At 39.5% G+C, this 18,216-nt stretch carries 12 protein-coding genes; 7 read left to right on the top strand and 5 right to left on the bottom strand.

The genetic code is table 11. The features are described from left to right. Nucleotides 1-90: 90 nt before the first annotated feature. Together CXF86_RS15930 and CXF86_RS15935 are read right to left on the bottom strand one after the other, a co-directional pair. Nucleotides 91-501: a helix-turn-helix domain-containing protein gene (locus CXF86_RS15930; RefSeq protein ID WP_102039482.1), complete on the bottom strand. Its 411-nt coding sequence runs from the start codon at nt 499-501 to the stop codon at nt 91-93. Then, nucleotides 501-1,793, bottom strand: coding sequence for a L,D-transpeptidase family protein (locus CXF86_RS15935; RefSeq protein WP_102039483.1), 1,293 nt, complete (start codon nt 1,791-1,793; stop codon nt 501-503). Before CXF86_RS15935 ends, CXF86_RS15930 begins: the two co-directional genes overlap by 1 nt. A gap of 425 nt (nt 1,794-2,218) precedes the next feature. Between CXF86_RS15935 and CXF86_RS15940 the strand changes: the two genes are divergently transcribed. The 4 genes from CXF86_RS15940 to CXF86_RS15955 are packed head-to-tail and all read left to right on the top strand — an operon-like array spanning nt 2,219 to nt 6,284. Next, the gene (locus CXF86_RS15940; RefSeq protein ID WP_102039484.1) at nt 2,219-2,503 is read left to right on the top strand and encodes a hypothetical protein; all 285 of its coding nucleotides are present in this window, start codon (nt 2,219-2,221) and stop codon (nt 2,501-2,503) included. Continuing rightward, complete coding sequence (locus CXF86_RS15945) at nt 2,503-4,533, top strand: sulfatase-like hydrolase/transferase (RefSeq protein WP_102039485.1); 2,031 nt, start codon at nt 2,503-2,505, stop codon at nt 4,531-4,533. The genes CXF86_RS15940 and CXF86_RS15945 overlap by 1 nt, the downstream gene beginning before the upstream one ends. Continuing rightward, nucleotides 4,533-5,822, top strand: coding sequence for an O-antigen ligase family protein (locus CXF86_RS15950; protein WP_180961086.1), 1,290 nt, complete (start codon nt 4,533-4,535; stop codon nt 5,820-5,822). The genes CXF86_RS15945 and CXF86_RS15950 overlap by 1 nt, the downstream gene beginning before the upstream one ends. Before the next feature lie 36 nt (nt 5,823-5,858). Then, nucleotides 5,859-6,284 carry a secondary thiamine-phosphate synthase enzyme YjbQ gene (locus CXF86_RS15955; protein ID WP_102039487.1) on the top strand — a complete coding sequence of 142 codons (426 nt, stop codon included), beginning with the start codon at nt 5,859-5,861 and terminating at the stop codon, nt 6,282-6,284. Between the two features lie 87 nt (nt 6,285-6,371). Here CXF86_RS15955 and CXF86_RS15960 read toward each other — a convergent pair whose 3' ends face one another. The 3 genes from CXF86_RS15960 to CXF86_RS15970 form a co-directional block, all read right to left on the bottom strand. After that, a complete protein-coding gene (locus tag CXF86_RS15960) occupies nt 6,372-7,589 on the bottom strand; it encodes an RsmB/NOP family class I SAM-dependent RNA methyltransferase (protein ID WP_101090929.1) in 1,218 nt (405 codons plus the stop codon). Nucleotides 7,590-7,737: 148 nt separating this feature from the next. Continuing rightward, a complete protein-coding gene (locus tag CXF86_RS15965; RefSeq protein WP_101090930.1) occupies nt 7,738-9,003 on the bottom strand; it encodes a sugar MFS transporter in 1,266 nt (421 codons plus the stop codon). Between the two features lie 51 nt (nt 9,004-9,054). Then, nucleotides 9,055-10,683, bottom strand: a complete 1,629-nt coding sequence (locus CXF86_RS15970; protein WP_102039488.1) for an alpha-glucosidase family protein — start codon at nt 10,681-10,683, stop codon at nt 9,055-9,057. A 478-nt stretch (nt 10,684-11,161) separates the two neighbouring features. Here CXF86_RS15970 and CXF86_RS15975 point away from each other — a divergent pair, with 478 nt between their 5' ends. The 3 genes from CXF86_RS15975 (at nt 11,162) to CXF86_RS15985 (ending at nt 18,208) form a co-directional block, all read left to right on the top strand. Next, complete coding sequence (locus CXF86_RS15975; RefSeq protein ID WP_102039489.1) at nt 11,162-13,984, top strand: TonB-dependent receptor; 2,823 nt, start codon at nt 11,162-11,164, stop codon at nt 13,982-13,984. A gap of 78 nt (nt 13,985-14,062) precedes the next feature. Further along, the gene (locus CXF86_RS15980; protein WP_257985390.1) at nt 14,063-16,024 is read left to right on the top strand and encodes a glycoside hydrolase family 13 protein; all 1,962 of its coding nucleotides are present in this window, start codon (nt 14,063-14,065) and stop codon (nt 16,022-16,024) included. A gap of 63 nt (nt 16,025-16,087) precedes the next feature. Continuing rightward, nucleotides 16,088-18,208 carry an alpha-amylase family protein gene (locus CXF86_RS15985; protein ID WP_102039490.1) on the top strand — a complete coding sequence of 707 codons (2,121 nt, stop codon included), beginning with the start codon at nt 16,088-16,090 and terminating at the stop codon, nt 18,206-18,208. Nucleotides 18,209-18,216 lie beyond the last annotated feature (8 nt).

Raw genomic sequence — 18,216 nt, forward strand, 5'->3', positions numbered from 1 at the left:
TTTGACACAAAATGTGTCGGCGAGAATATTCTTGTTTACGTATAAAACTGTGGCCGATAAAGTTGACCACTACACTTCAGCACTTGATGATTATTTATAACCAAGACGCTCGAGTATTTTATATATGTTTGAAATTTCGTATTTTATATCAAACTCCCGTTCTATATAACTTTGTATATCCCCTCCCCTCAATTTATCAACCTTTGTATTCTCATTGACGTTATTAATATAATTAGCAAGTTGCTCTTTCTGCGAAGCAGATAAACACGATGGACGGCCAGGATGTTTTTTTTCTTCTAAGCCGTGCAGTCCATGGGACAGATAATTACTGATCCACCTATTGACGCTGGTCCGGCTTACTTTAAGGTAAGAAGCAATTTTATATCTAGACTTTCCATCTTGAAAATGCTGAACGGCTAATAGCTTAAGCCTCATTCTAGCATTCTTCTCTTTCCTAATTAATTGATTTAATGCAATATTATCATAACAATAATTATCCATTACTTTCTAACCTCTCGATTATAAATATCCGGTCTGATTTGTAGTAAATTCTTATCATCTACCCATATGTTTTGATAGGTAATGATAATCGGTAATGGGTTTTTTAGTTTAATATCTACAGTAGCTTCCCCACGCCTAGCTGATGACAAAATGTTTCTACTTTTAACATTTTCTCGATTCATTAGATATTCAGCAAATAATCCAGGATTGGCTAGGCGGATACAACCATGACTTAATGCTCTATTTCTTTTTTTAAAAGCATTTTTATTTGGTGTATCGTGCAAAAAAATCATTTTGGAATTAGGAATGGTAAAACGATATTTACCCAGTGCATTCTTGTAACCTGACATTTGTACAAGCTTATATTTTCTTAATTCAATTTCTAGTTGATTAGCGCTCATTCCTTCTAAACTTTTAACCTCTTTATTATTGCCTATTTTTACTAGAACAAATTGTTCCCTCTGCAAAGATGTTGGTGCTTTTTTTAAATTAACAAGCAGTTCTTTATAGATAATGCTTCTAGGAGGAGTCCAAGTAGGATTAATGGTTAGTTGATTTATATATGTTTGTAATAGCGGAGTTTTATTGTTACTAGCGCCAACAATCACAGACATTTCTAGGTTTGTTGTATCATCGCCCTTCACCCGCAATTTGAACTCTGGAATATTGATCTCTACATATATTTTTTGTAAATATTGAATGCTTGCAAGTTTATCTTTAAGTGTTTGTTGTAATTGAATCACTCGGACCGATGGATTAACGTTTAGCAGGTCCACTGTTTCAATTGTAAGTTTACCGCTTTGTTTTAACCCATGGCGTATCTGAAATCTTTTTATCGCACTTGCTATACTCGGATCGTAAACCTGCTCTCTATAAGCTGAAAGTTTTTTATCGCTGAGGTCATCTAGCTTAATCAACATCCATCTGAGTTTTGCTATCTCTATAGACTTCTGCCCTAGCCTGTAAGTTTTTACCTTCAATTCTGGCCATTGATAGCTTGATAGCTGTTTGTACTGCCTAACTTTTACCCTCAAACGCATGATCTCTAGATCTGAGTCAACGAACGGAAATAACTGTGCGTACTTTGAATTATTTTCGATACTGCTGTACTGAGCATCATAAGAAGGCGGGTTAGAAACGAATAATGTGTTTGTTATTTGTCTTCTAACTTCAACAAGGTGTTGAGATGTTCCATATTCACCTATACCCAAAAAAGTTGAGGTATCTACCCCTAAGTCTAGAGCTAAGCTTAAATCCCTATCAGTTTTACTAATTGTAGTAATTCCTGCCACACTTTCGCTTGTGCTTGCACCAAATACACTACAACTGATAATTGATATCAATAAACTGAAAAACAAAAACTGTCGCTTCAAATTATAGCCTCAAGGTATCTGTTAGAATGAAAATATTTTCATTTTCAATGGCCTCATCCTTGAAACATTGTAAACATACTCTAATCGCCAAACTGCGCGTTTAGACTGTTCACCTAGTCATCCCGTCCTCATATGGTTTAGTACAAAATAGTCGAAATTACAAAATCTGTTCTTCATATATTCCCTAACAAACTAAATTTTTTTCCTTGTAATCAAAATTAATTAACAACAAATTGAAACTAACCACAATTTATTCAACACTTTGCTATAGAGCTTCTATAATTAGAACTAAACTACTAAAAATATTGTTAAATCTCTTACCTAATACAGATTTGAGATAAAAAATGATTAAAAGAGAGTCTAGGCAAAAACTTGAATCTGTGGTGTTGATAGCATTTATCATACTGATTATCAGCGCGCACGTGAAAGCAATGGTCGACACTCGCGCTGTAGTTGCAAGCATAAAAACAGATAATCCTTCCGGATCTTCTTTAGCTGAGAGATATCTCGTTCTTGGTGATTGGCCAGCATCCAGAAACAACACTTTGTTAGATTTTGTTGATAACTATGAGATTAAGAGTATTCCCGATAAAAATGGGCTTGAGCTAGAAGAAAGGAAATCCAATTAATGGATAGGATTGATAATCTTTCAAATAAAAGAGTATATTTCAGAACTCTAGGATTGCTATTGCTTTTTACTATTATCTTAGTAAATTACAAAAATAGCATTCAGCCAATCTCGGCAATTTCACTCGCAAATACAATGACTAACATAGATTCAGATCAGTTTCTTAGTAGAGGTCTTATATTTGACGTCTTATACTTTATTTTTGTTATACTTTCAATACACTGTTTATGGGCATTGATAATTACCATTTCGGCTCAAATAAATAGTGCTAGTTCGACCTTAAACAAAGATTTGACATGGTTCTCAATTTTTTTACTACACATTACATTTAGCATCGGAATTAATTCCTATTATTTTACAACATCATTAACATCCTACTTAAGAGAATCCATATTATCCACACCAACGTTCCTAGTCACAGCACTAGTTTTAATTATATATTTGTTTATAAATGCATTAGTAAGAACTTTTAAAACCCGTTATTTAATATTACTATGTACATTCACAGCCTTTACATTTACATATCCATTTATAATTAGCAGTAGTGCTAAACGTTTGAATTTAGAAAGCAAAGACATCATAATTATTGGTATTGATGGATTGCGACCTGACCACCTAGAATATGAGGGAGCGGATAAGTCGCTAGCACCTTTTATAAATACAATAGTAAACCAATCATTTTTGTATAAAAACACCTACACACCTTTAGGTCGAACTTATGTAGCGTGGATGAGTGTTCTTACTGGACAATACCCTGTTAACAATAAGGTTAGATTTAATTTAGCGCCGCCAGAATATACAACTTCACCACTCCCTCTTACTAATTTATTAAGAAAAGAAGGCTATATATCGACCTACGCTATAGATGAACGTCGCTTTAATCAAATAGATCTAAATTATGGGTTCGATAACTTGGTTGGACCAAAAATCGGTGCAGCAGATGCCTTACTATCAAGTTTAGCCGATCTACCTTATGTTAATATATTACTTAAACACCCTTACAGTAAATACCTATTTCCTTATCAATATGGGAATAGAGCATACGGGAAAGCTTATGATCCAGAAGTATTTAATAATGATATCATTAACAACCTCAACTTTAAGAAACCAAACTTTCTTGCAGTGCACTACTGTTTATTACATTGGCCATATTCATCTAAAAACTTTATTCAAAAGAATTCAGATTCATGGGATGGAAATTACAACCATTTCATGTATAAAGAAATGTTGAAGAAAGTTGACCAACAAGTTGCAGACCTATTCAATAAGCTTAAATCAAGTGGGATGCTAGAAAACTCAGTGATATATATGCTATCAGATCACGGTGAAAGTTTTAAACTTAAGAAAGACAATCATCAAAAAGAAAATTTAATAACAGAGCTACCGAGCCAAAAGTCTTGGGGACATGGAACTAATATATTAGACCAAGAACAATCGAGGGTATTGCTTGCAAAACTACGGTTTAAAAATAACAAAATAGTAAATAAAAAATTAAAATTCAATGACTTATATTCTTTAGTGGATATATTACCCAGTATTAACAAAGATCTTGGTTCACCAATAGTAGACACCACTAAATTTGATGGTTACATATTACCTAACACAATACCAGTTAAAGAAAAAACAAATAATGAAAGGTTCTTATTTGTTGAGTCTTCATTACCCGTGAAATCAATAAACAAGAGCTTTATTGATAAAGATGACGTTCTTTCAGAAACCTCATCTTACTATGAAGTTAAAAGTAATGGTCAAGCATATATGCGCTTTGATGATTACAATAGACTCATTGCCAATAAACAACGTTCAATTTATTTTCGTGATTTACAACTAACTATGTCACCTGATTATGAAGATTTAATAATTTACAATAGAAATACAAATACAGTCGAGTCTGAATCATCTTTCATAGAAAAGGATCTAATTATTAAGCCTCTAAAATTACTTTGCGAACATTATAAAGGTGACGTAGGATTTGATCCGTATAACAAATGCGAAATCGAGTCAAATATATTAATAGACGAAGAAAAATAATGAAAAAACGCCTTAGCCGTAACTTTACAAAAATTGCGCCCAGCTCAATTTTCAACACGATGTTAATTATAATGGTTATAGCAGTCACATTGTTAGGTGGTAGTGCACCATTTATTGTTGCTTTCACCATTTCGGAGCTAGAATTAATTTACATAGCAGTGTTCATCCTTATTAAGAAGAAAAGGTCATTTATACATCTTAAAATAATACCACGCGAGATGTTTATCATTCTAATCTTGTTAACTATTACTATCTTAATTTCAACATTACTAAATCATGAGAGCGATAATGATAACCGTACGACAATAGTAATGTTCAGTGTTATATTTAAAATGCTGCACTTAGCTTTTTTCGCTGCACTTACATCTACGATTTCGTGCTGTAGAAAAGTTAAAACTGATACACTTATTTTTATCCCAATCACGATAACACTTATAGCCTTTATATTTTTAATAATGGGTATATTTTCTTTTCCATCCGCTCTAATAGAGAACACACTAACAGTTCCATTCTCTAGTAACAGAAGGTATTTGGGCTACATTTGTACTGCTGGTGTAGCAATATCAGTAGTACTTTTCACGCAGCAAATAAAGCTTAACTCTAGACTCTTATTTTTAGCGAGCCTTGTCGTAGTAAATACTACATTACTCATATGGTTGGGCGGAAGAGCATCTATAATATCTGTTTTTGTAACCATATTAATTTACTATACATACCTATATCAATTACATATTCTGGATAAGAAACGACTTTTTATTTTAGCTTTACTACTATTTCTGTCTATTTCGTTATCTTACCAACTCTCAATTTTTGAATGGAATGGACCAGGTAGATTTATGGTCAGTCAAATGTCTTTGGTTGACGAGGACTCTGTAAATAGTTTCTCTTCAAATAGAATAGTAATATGGAAGCAAACTATAGACGCTATTTTAGAAAGACCCTTGTTTGGATTTGGCCCGGAAGGCTATAGATTCCACCCAGAGCATAGGTTCGGACTTCACCCCCACAATTCTATACTTCAGATATTAGTAACATATGGAGTAATATCTGGCTTTTTATTTGCCATTCTTTTCTTAAAATTACTACACATGTGTAAACTTCAAATATATGATTTGAAAAATAGGTATAAAAATGAGAGTGTCTTGGCTACTTCGGTCATTTTAAGCTTGTCTATTCACAGCGTTTTCGATGGTACTTTCTATCATGCACAGCCATTATTTTTTCTAACACTCACGTCATCAATAATTATTGCGATTAATCTTAAAAATCGTAAATATTTGATAAAATAATTACAACAGCAGTTAGGAGATGAATAAATTTTCAATATGTGGCAACAAACAACAATCAGTTTAAAAGCTCGTAGTCGTGGATTTTATCTCATCACAAGCGAGATAGAGAGTAATCTTCGTCAACTTGGAGATTATAAAATAGGCGTCGCTCATCTACTGTTACAACATACCTCGGCATCATTATCGTTAAACGAAAATGCGGATCCTAGTGTAAGGGTAGATTTTGAAGCCTTTATCAATCATCTTGCTCCTGAACGAGCAGCTTATTATACCCATACCTATGAAGGAGACGATGATATGCCGGCGCACTTGAAATCGAGTTTACTTGGTGTGAGCTTGACCCTGCCTATATCAAATGGCCACTTTAATCTTGGTACCTGGCAAGGTATTTACCTTGGAGAGCATAGGGATTTTGGTGGAAGTCGAAAGGTGCTAGTCACACTGCAGGGGGAACCACTTTAATTATCGACTAATTTTGTAAAAAGCGATTTTAAGACAATAAAAAAGAGCGCCATAAGCGCTCTTTTTATTATAAATTGTACAGACTGCTTAAGCTTCTGCGATACGTTCCAGTTTTGCGTAATAAAAACCATCAAAACCCGTTTCTGCTGGGCTGATATTGTCTTCTTCGATAAAGCTGAAATGTTTATTTTCAGCTAAAAAGGCATCAACTTGGTTGCGGTTCTCTTCTGGCATGATAGAGCATGTTGCATAAATCAAAATACCACCGACTTTCACCATTCTACTATAGCTCTGTAGGATGTCCTTTTGCAGTGCGACTAATATTGGCAATCTCTCTGGTGTGTCACGCCATTTAGCATCTGGATTACGTTTTAGTACCCCAAGACCAGAACACGGTACATCAAGTAGTACGCGGTCAGCGGTCAGCTTAAGACGCTTAATGGTCTTGCTGCTAGCAATAATGCGCGTCTCAACATTATGAGCACCGGCTCTACGAGCACGTTGTTTAAGGTTATCGAGTTTCCATTGTTCAACATCCATCGCTAACAATCGACCTTTACCCTGCATTTGTGCCGATATTGAAAGTGTTTTACCACCAGCACCAGCGCATGCATCCACAACACACATACCTGGCTTTGCGCCAAGGGCTGCAGCGATGAGCTGTGAGCCAGCATCTTGCTGTTCGAACCAACCCTTTTTAAAACATTCCGTTTTAAACAGTGCTGAATCTGATACTACTTCTAACGCAGTATCAACACCTTCAACTTCTTCTGTTTGGACACGCTCGTTACGCAACTTTTTAGCAAGCTCATCGCGGGTACATTTAAGCGTATTGACACGAATAAAACGTTTAGCAGGCTTATTTAACGCTGCACGCTCAGCAGGCCAACGGTCACCCAACTGCGCTTCACCCATTTCATTCAACCAATCTGGACAGCCATCCCAAAGCACCGGTTGTTGACGCGCAATTTCGGTTCGTTCAGCGAGATCATTTTCATCAACTTGTAGTGCATATTGCATTTTAGGTAACGGTAATTGATGAAATAAGTGCCAAACATTAAGCAGACGAGAGCCCATTCGAACCATCTCTTCAGGCTTAACGTCAGACAAATAACAATACAAATTTAAACGTCTTAAAATATCACCCGTAACGAAGGTGATCCGTCCTAGCTCAGAAGACTCTAATTGTAGCCCTGAAAAATGTTGTGAATAGGCACGATCAAGTGGCTTGCCCTCTTTTAATACAAGGTCAAGAATACTAATCACAAGTTCAGTCGAGCTGGGGGATAAAGACGAATTTAGCATTTAAAGTTACCATAGAAAGAAATCGCAGCGATCATAGGAGCAAAGTGCCCAATACGCAAGTCAACTTAAGAAAAGCAGCAATAAAAAAGCGACTTACTTGAAGTCGCTTTTAAAATAACAGCTTTTATTCAGGCTAATACCTAGCAGCCTATAATTTAGAGCCTTTAGCACCATAGTAAAGAATAAAGCCATAACAGATAACAGGTAGAATAAATGCTTGCTGGATCCCCATATTGTCCGCCATAACACCTTGCAGCAATGGCACAATAGCACCACCTACAATCGCTAAGCACAAAACTCCGCTGCCTTGAGAAGTATGCGGTCCAAGATCACGTAGCGCTAAGCTAAAGATAGTGGGAAACATTATCGAATTAAATAGTCCAACAGCCAAGATTGACCACATGGCCACTTCGCCTGAGGTATTCATTGCAACTACAACAAGACTTGCTGCCATAAAGGCATTAAATGCTAATACGGTACCTGCTGGTATTTTTTGCATGACTGCTGAGCCAATAAAGCGCCCTACCATTGCCCCGCCCCAGTAGTAAGCAATGTATTTAGCCGCATCGGCTTCTTTCATTCCAACAATATGCTCTTCACCTAAAAAGTTAACTAAAAAGCTACCGATAGATACTTCAGCGCCAACATAGACAAATATACCCACAGCCCCCAGCACAAGATGCTTATATTGACTCGCACTGGTTTTACCATTCTTGTCAGCTAGGCCTTCAACGGCCGCTTCTGTATGCGCCTTAATCTCAGGGAGATTTAGTTTGGAAAAAATGATAGCAAGCGTTGCCAGCATGGCAGATAGCAATAAATACGGAAGTTTAACGACCTCTGCTTCTGCTTGCATCTGTGTCAGCCCAACTTGTGCCTCTACAGCAACAGACAAAATGAGTATCGCACCAAAGTAAGGTGCTATCGTCGTCCCCAATGCGTTAAAAGCTTGCGTTAAATTTAAACGACTTGAAGCCGTATCAACACTGCCAAGTGCATTCACATATGGGTTTGCAGCCACTTGTAATATGGTGATTCCTGACGCTAACACAAAAAGAGCTCCCAAAAACAGTGGGTAAACAGCGAGAGAAGCGGCAGGATAAAACAATGCACAACCAAAACTTGCGATGACAAGTCCAGTAATGATCCCCCTTTGATAGCCCACCTTTTTAACTAATCTCCCAGCAGGGATAGACACTAAGAAATATGCTCCAAAGAAGCAAAATTGGATCAACATTGCTTCAGTATAATTAAGCGAAAAAACCGCTTTCAAATGAGGGATTAAAATGTCATTCAAGCAGGTAATAAAACCCCACATAAAAAACAGTGAAGTTAAAGATACCAAAGCAAAACGGGTGCTACCGTTTTCGCCAGACGTTACCGTGGCAGTGTTAGTACTAAAAGATGAAGCCATATTATTTTCTCTCTTATTAGGTCAATCTTCTTAAGTGGAACTCAATTTCAATCAAATACTGGTTAACTGAGCATAAAAACAGCCATAAGGCGGCAGTGTAAGTAAGCCATTCGACACAGTGCCATTCACTAACCCATGGTCAATGAGCACCTCGTCAATACCCATTTCAGGTAAAGTTAGCGTTTGTTGCTGAGCGTCTAAATTAAAACAGATAAGGTAACTAATCCCTTCATCACTGCGTATGAAGCTTAATATGGGTTCAGCAGTTACGATGAATTCAATATCACCATTTATCAATGTTGGATGTTTTTTGCGCCAGCCAAGGAAATGTCTGTAACTATTAAGAATCGACTGTTCATCTTGCTCTTGGCTTTCTACTGACAAAGCGTAATGTGCTGTCGCGACTGGCAACCATGGCTTCGCCTCACTAAAGCCTGCATTGAGAGACTTTTCAGACCAAGGCATTGGCGTACGACACCCATCGCGGCCTTTAAACATCGGCCAAAATGCGATGCCAAAAGGATCTTGCAGTTGCCCATATTCTATTTTGGCTTCAGTAAGCCCAAGTTCTTCACCTTGATAACTACAAACACTGCCGCGTAGCGAACACAGCATCGCATTGAGCATCTTAATCATCTCTGGTGTTGCCTGCCCTTTACCCCAACGAGAAGCCACACGTTGCACATCATGATTCCCAATAGCCCAGCAAGGCCAACCATCACCAATACGTCCCTCTAAGGCTTCTACCGTTTCTCGAATATATTCAGCGCTAAAGTCATCAGTTAATAGCTCAAAGCTGTAGGCCATGTGCAGCCTCTCATTACCTTGTGTATATTCAGCCATCGTCGCTAACGAATCTTCCGACGATACTTCACCTAAAGTGACCGCACCGGGATATCGATTAATAAGGGCTCTAAGGTCCTCAATAAAGCTTACTGTTTCAGGTCTGGTGTTGTTGAAATAGTGATATTGATATGCGTAAGGGTTATCTTCGCTAAAACCGCGCCCCTGGCGTTTATCTTTTGGCTTAGCTGGGTTATCACGTAATAAATCATCATGAAAACAGAAGGTAATCGCATCCAATCTAAAGCCATCAACCCCTTTATCTAACCAAAACTGCACATTATCAAGTACCGCATTGCGCACATCTTCATTATGGAAATTCAGATCGGGTTGGCTGGTGAGAAAGTTATGCAAGTAGTACTGCTGACGCCGGGGTTCCCATTCCCACGCACAGCCACCAAATATCGCTAACCAGTTGTTAGGAGGTGTGCCATCTTCATTAGGTTTAGCCCACACATACCAGTCCTGTTTAGCGTTAGCTCTGTCTTCACGGCTTTCAATAAACCACTGATGCTGATCTGAGGTATGGCTTAACACCTGATCGATAATAACTTTAATATTTAACGAATGTGCCTTAGCAATCAAATCGTCAAAGTCCTGCATACTGCCAAACATCGGGTCAACATCACGATAGTCACTAATGTCATAACCAAAGTCTTTCATCGGAGAGGTGAAAAAAGGCGATATCCATATTGCATCCACGTTTAGACTGGCAATATAGTCCAGCTTATTGATTATCCCTTGCAGATCTCCAACTCCATCACCATTTGTATCCAGCATACTACGTGGATAAATTTGATAAATGACGGCTCCGCGCCACCATGTAAGCTGATCCATTATTGCCCCTTAACACTCTATATTTGGAAACTAGCAAAACAACCCACTAGTTAAAACAATGTTGCCACCTAATGATCGGTCGCTTTTGTTGTTGGAATGTTGGCAGCATACGTGAATAGCGAAATAAGGTTCAATATCCCTGCATACGTATGCAGTAATAGCATTAACAATCACCAAACATGTAAGACTAAAAATCTTGTTTTAAAACAATAACTAGAGCTTAATAAGCCTGTGCCGAACATTGTTAACAAATGTCCTTCCATCGGTTAATTTACAGTTATGAAACCATTGAATACGTATGCATAACATTGTTATGGTCAGAATCTCGGGAGTACTATCTTCACCGTTGCGCAACAATACACTTATAAACGCTGCGATTTTGTTGTAACAAGTGCGCTTCTGTACCCAGTTTTGTTACGACGTCAGTGATAATTAAAAAAATAATAACTAGCCGACAGTTTAGTTAAAGGGGATGGAGATGTTGCAATTTAAACCTAGTATGCTGACCTTAGCATTAGTTGCTGCAGGGGCAAGTATGAGCAGCTATGCTGCTGAAGAAGCCAAAGTAGAAACGGAAGGAAAAGTACAAGAAGAAAAAATAGAAGTTATTGAAGTTAGAGGTTTTAGAACCAGCGTTATAAGATCTTTAAATAATAAGCGTTTTGCTGACACAGTATCTGAAAGCATATCTGCAGATGATTTAGGCGCTTTACCAGACCAATCAATTGCCGACGCACTAACACGTTTACCTGGTGTCACAGCCGTTAGAACGGGCGGACAAGCGAGTGGCCTGAATATTCGTGGTCTTGACGGTGATTTTGTTTTCGCCACATTAAATGGCCGTGAACAGGTTACCACTGGTGGTAAACGCGCAGTTGAATTTGATCAGTACCCGTCTGAGTTAATATCGCAAGCACAAGTATACAAATCTCAAAAAGCATCACTGATTGAAGGTGGCGTTGCAGGTACCGTTGAATTAAAAACAGCAGATCCTTTACAGAGTGATAAAGAGCATTCGTTTGTAGTGAATGTACGTGGAAGCTACAACGATCAAGCCGGTGATGTTGCCGATGCTGAAGAGTTTGGTAACCGTTTAAGCTTTTCTTATCAAGGTAAGTACCTTGAAGATACTTTAGGCGTGGCAGTGGGCTATGCGCACCTTTATCAGCCTTATGTTGCCAGTCAATTCATCGGCCTGAGATTTAATGATGATTCACGCGATGTCAACGGCGATGGCGAAGCTGAATCAATCAGTGAAGGCTTCGAAATGCAACAAAAAGGCGGTGAAGACACCCGCGATGGTTATATGGGCGCGATTCATTGGCAACCCAATGACAACTGGAGCATTAAAGGGGACCTGTTCCATTCTAAGTTTGATTCAGAAAATTTTGCTCGAGGATTTCGTGTAAAGTCACTTAAAAACGGCAATATTAGCAACGCTACAGTGCAAAATGGTTCGATGACAGGCGGTACTGTTGCGACCGATGGCACTGATAACTTTGCAGTATTTGTGGTTAACGATAACGACTCTAAGTTCTCAACACTCACCTCTGGTGCGTTTAATGTGACGTGGAATGACGGTGATGCCTTGACCATTGCTGCCGATGTTAGTTATTCAAAAGCAGATGGTGAGTTCGTCAATGGCGGCACAAGAGCGGTTATATATGATGATATCGACAATCAAATTCGTGCATCTGAGTCCGTTGATTACCAACTAAATGGTCTTAATCCTGCCGATGTAAGCTTTGATAAAAGTTACACCGATACGGCGACATTAGGACTTAGAGAAGTTGGTATGTGGCCATACGATCAACAAAATGATCTTATCGCTTACAAACTAGATTTTAACTATGCCTTGGATAATAATTTCATCTCATCGGTTGATTTTGGTGTGCGTTATTCTCAGCGCGAATTTAACGCACAACGCTCACAAGCTGGTTACGGTTTTGAGTATGGCGATAACCCAGCGAATCAACCTGTTCTGCGTTTAACAGACGATATGACAGATGTGGTTAACTTTGGCGGTGATCTTTCAAACTACCCAAGTTTCCTAAAAATCGATTTTGATAAAGCGGTAGACCTGGTTAATCAACAGCTCGCAGCCACAGGACAAGATCCATTTACACCAACGGCTAACTGGGATAATAACTGGACCATGATCCAAAGCGGTTCAGTCAATGAAGATGTGCTTGCAGGTTACGTACAAGCCAATTTAAACCTAGAGATTGGCGACCTGCCTGTGACGGGTAACATTGGTGTGCGCGTTGTCAATACCGACCAATCGAGCAAGGGTCTTCAGCAGGTTGGCTTTGGTTTAGGAGAAGAGATCGCAGATGAGAAAGGTGTGATTAGCTCTGATTACGTTCGTAATGAAGTGGGCAAAACCTACACAGATTACCTACCTTCAATCAACTTGAATTTCCATTTAACAGACAACGACCAAATCCGCATTGCTGCAGCATCGGTAATGGCGCGTCCACCAATAGACAAGTTAAAATCAGGCATGGGTTCTTGGTATGATGACTCTGCAACTCCAGGCTATAAAAAGTACAACGCTTGGGGAAACACCAGTCCATTACTCGACCCATTTTATGCCGACCAATATGACCTTTCTTATGAGCATTACTTTGAAGATAGTGAAGGCGCTATTGCACTGGCTATTTTCTATAAAGATATTAAGTCATTCATTAATAACTTTACTATTGTGCCTTTTGATTTTGAAAAAGCGGGTTTTATTGTTCCTGATACCATCGTCGACAACGGCGTAGAGTTCCCAGTGGTTAAAGATGAAGGTCAATATCAAACTGCGGTTAACAATGATAACGGCGGTTATATCCGTGGTGTTGAACTGACTTACACGCAGATCTTTGACTTCCTTCCTGGCGCATTTAGTGGTCTTGGTTTTACAGGTAGTTACTCATTTTCAGACAGCGAAGTTGAATTTGAAACAGATTTGAGTGGTCAATCACTTTCTATACCTTTACCTGGTTTGTCTGAACATGTTGCTAATACCACGTTGTTTTATTCACTCGAGGGTTTCGATACCCGTGTCAGCATGCGTTATCGTAGTGAGTATGTTTCAGAGCAGGTCGCTGTCGAATCTCAATTAGCATTTTTTGATGCTGAAACGATTTTCGATTATCAAGCATCTTATGCAATGGATAATGGCTTGAAACTGCTACTCCAGGTTAACAACTTGACTGATGAGCCTAACAAAACCTACTTTGGGCAACCGCAGCAAACAGGTACCATTCAAACCTTTGGTCGTCAATATTATCTAGGATTTAGTTACAGTATGTAATCCTGGAGCATCAAAAGCCTACTTCACGATGAAGTAGGCTTTTTGCTATAAAAATAATGCTCTGCAACAAGGTCACCTATGATGCAATCAACGCTTATTTACCGCTCTTTCAATGCTATTTTCGCTACCATTGTGGCATCTGTGATCCTAACGACTAGCGCTATGGGCACCTCTACAGAGAGCATCAGCGAGGTTACATCGGCATTTAGTCAGCAAGAAAGGATCCCTGTTCATCTGAAAATCGAGCCCGAGTTTTGGTGGGCAAATATGGCAAATCCAACACTTGAGCTTATGCTACATGGAGATGATATTGCCTCTCTGCAAGCCAGACTAAATGGACACCCCACTAACATCAGCATTGTTAAAACGACAACAACCGACAATCCTAATTACTTATTCATTAGCCTCTCACTTAAAAATGCTGCGCCGCAAACTATTTCAATTTCGCTCGCTAAAGATGGCAGCACACAACATCAGTTTGACTATGATATTAAACAAAGGCGTGCTGGTTCGGCCCAAAGAAAAGGATTTGATAACAGTGACGTTATCTACCTCATCACACCCGATAGGTTCGCCAACGGCGATGAGTCAAATGATAATCACATCAGCATGTTAGAAACAGCTAATCGAGCCGATAAAGATGGCCGACATGGCGGTGATATCAAAGGTATTCTCAACAGCCTAGATTATCTTGAACAGCTCGGCATAACACAGCTTTGGATCAATCCCCTACTTGAGAATAATCAGCAAAAGTACTCTTATCATGGTTACTCAACCACTGATCATTACCATATCGACCCTCGTTTTGGCAGTAATGCAGACTATCGCCAGCTGGTCGCTGCGGCAAACGATAGAGGGATTGGCATCATTAAAGACATCATCGTCAACCATATCGGTTCAAACCATTGGTGGATGCAAGATATTCCAAGCTCGACATGGGTAAATGGATTAACGACAAACCATAGTAGCAATCTAAGTCAGGTGCAATTCACCAGTCACAGGCGCACTACGGTACAAGATCCCTATGCCGTTGCAAGTGACCGTAGCCATTTTGTTGATGGTTGGTTTGTCGACAGCATGCCCGATTTAAATCAAACAGATCCAAAGCTTGCAACGTATCTCATTCAAAATAGTATTTGGTGGGTTGAATATGCAAACTTAAGTGGAATACGAGAAGATACTTATTCCTATGCCGACAAGGCCTTTTTAGCACAGTGGTCAAAAGCTATTATGACCGAGTATCCTAACTTTAATATTGTGGGTGAAGAGTGGACGGCGAACCCCATTACCGTCTCCTATTGGCAAGCGGGTAAAACCAACAAAGATGGTTATGTATCTTACCTGCCAAGCCTAATGGATTTCCCACTCTACGAAACCATGCTTGACGCAGTTAATACGCCAGAGTCATGGGACAAAGGCTTTATCCAGCTCTATGAAATGATGGCCAATGATGTTGTTTACGCAGACCCGACGAACCTAGTGTTATTTGAAGGAAACCACGATACAAATCGTCTCTTTAGCCTGATGAACGAAGATTTAGGCCATTATAAGATGGCCATGGTGTACACCCTTACCTCAAACCGTATTCCACAGATTTTTTATGGTACCGAGGTGTTGATGACCAGTCCGCTAGAGGGCAGGCATGACGGTACAGTACGTGCCGATTTTCCCGGTGGTTGGCCAATTGATAATAAAAATGCTTATACACAAGAAGGACTAAATCCACAGCAAATCGATGCGCAGAAGTTCGTTTCAACTCTGCTCAATTTCCGAAAAAGCTCTGCAGCTATTCATCATGGAAAGTTAATCCATTACGTCCCTAAAGATGGCACTTATGTGTACTTCAGAATTGATGCGCTGCAAACCGTCATGGTAGTGATGAATAAGAACCCTAATAACGTGCTGCTTAATAGCGACAGGTTTAAACAGCCACTAGCTGATTTTTCATCAGCCACTGATGTATTGACGCAGAAAACGCAAAATATCACTCAAACCATTACCGTTCCTGCTAATGGAGTACTGGTGTTAACACTAAACTAGTATAACCAACTGAAACTAAGAAAATACAACCAAAAACACTAATAATCATAAGGTTACACTTTAATGACTGTTAATAAATTTAATCATCTCTTTAAGCCGACGCTATCAAGATTAGCTTTTGGCTGTAAAAAAAGAGAGTTTGGCAGTAAAAAAAGTGAAGCACTGCTTATCAGCCTGCTGTTTCCTGTTTTCCTGCTTGCGGGCGGATGTTCAGAGCAAGAGCAAAAGAGCATAGCCGTGAGTGCGAACAAGCACAATGAGATCTCCTTTAAACAAATTGCGGCCGATACGCAAAACACAGTAAACAATGATCTCCAAAAACCTGTTGTTTATCAGGTTTTCACCCGGCTATTTGGCAATAAGAATACTAACAACCAGCCATGGGGCACTATCACTGAAAACGGTGTTGGAAAATTCAGTGATTTTGATGAAACTGCACTTAATAGTATCAAGTCTTTAGGCACTACCCATGTCTGGTATACCGGCGTACCTCACCATGCGTTGATAGGCGACTACAAACAATTTGGCATTAGCGATGATGATCCAGATGTTGTCAAAGGCCGTGCAGGCTCGCCCTATGCCGTTAAAGACTATTACAACGTTAATCCGGACCTAGCCGACAACGTTGAAAATCGTTTTGAAGAGTTTAAAGCGTTAATAGCACGTACACACGCACAAGACATGAAAGTGATAATCGATATTGTGCCAAACCATGTTGCCAGAGCATATCAATCACCCTTCGCTGAAAATGGTGTAACTAGCTTTGGGGCTTATGACGACACCAGCGTAACTTACAAGCGCCACAACAACTTCTATTATGTTGTTCAAACGACAGCGATGGGTAAAAGTACCCCAGTTGCATTTAAAGTCCCTGATTTATCGCCTAAAAACCAACCATTAGTGGGTGAGTCACACCCTTTAGCCGATGGCAAATTCAAAGAGTTCCCTGCCAAATGGACAGGCAATGGTGCCCGCGCAGCGCAGCCTGACGCTAATGACTGGTATGAAACGGTTAAAATTAACTACGGCGTTAAACCTGATGGTAGTTTTGACTTCCCAGTACTTGATGGATCAATGAGCAGTAAGGATGTGAATGCGCATTATCAATACTGGCTCGCAATCGAAACCGCAGATCTAGCACTCGCGCCTAAAGATAAGTTGATCCCAGATTCATGGGTTAAATTCAAACAGATCACTCAATTTTGGTTGGAAAATGGCGTCGATGGTTTTCGCTACGATATGGCGGAGATGGTGCCTGTCCCGTTTTGGAGCTATTTAAATTCCAATATTAAACACACGAATCCTGATGCGTTTCTATTAGCTGAAGTGTATAACCCTGCACTATACCGAGATTATATCCATCTCGGTAAAATGGATTACCTGTACGACAAAGTCGACATGTATGACACTCTTAAAGGCATCATTCAAGGCAAAGAGAGCACTGCTGCGATAGCGGTCAAACAAGCACAAGTTACTGACATTGAAGCAAATATGCTGCACTTTTTAGAAAATCATGATGAGCAACGAATTGCGAGCCCAGATTTTGCGGGTGATGCCTTTGCCGCCCTGCCCGCCATGGTGGTATCAACTACGATCAGTAGTGCACCGACCTTAATTTACTTTGGCCAAGAAGTGGGTGAAAAAGGCGCTGAAAACCCAGGGTTTGGCAGCCCGACTCGAACCAGTATCTTCGATTATATCGGCGTACCTGCGCATCAACGATATATGAATAATGGTAAGTTCGATGGCGGCCAATCAACCCAACAAGAGCTTGAGCTTCACCGCTACTATGTTGAGTTGTTAAACCTCAGTCACAGCGCTCCCGCATTAACCGGTGAGTATGTCGAACTCGACAGTTTTAACCGCTTACAAAAGGTTAATGGTTATGATGAGCAAATCTTCGCTTTTAGCCGTTATTCCGCAGAGCAGCAGCTCATCATCGTTAATAATTTTAGCCAACAGCAAACAAAGCAATTCACGTTGCACTTACCTCTGTCATTGACCCGTAACTGGAATTTACCTTTAGGCAATATTGCGCTGGTGGATCTATTGGCTGCAGACGCCGTGCAGCAACAAACAAAGCAGAGTAACGATACATTACATGTCACACACTACGACGCGACAGTTGCGATAACGCTCGCGCCAAATCAATCCAGGATATTGATGTTAAAGCTAAATCAATAGCTCTTTCT

The organism is Shewanella sp. GutCb (genome assembly GCF_002836135.1).
Lineage (GTDB): Bacteria > Pseudomonadota > Gammaproteobacteria > Enterobacterales > Shewanellaceae > Shewanella.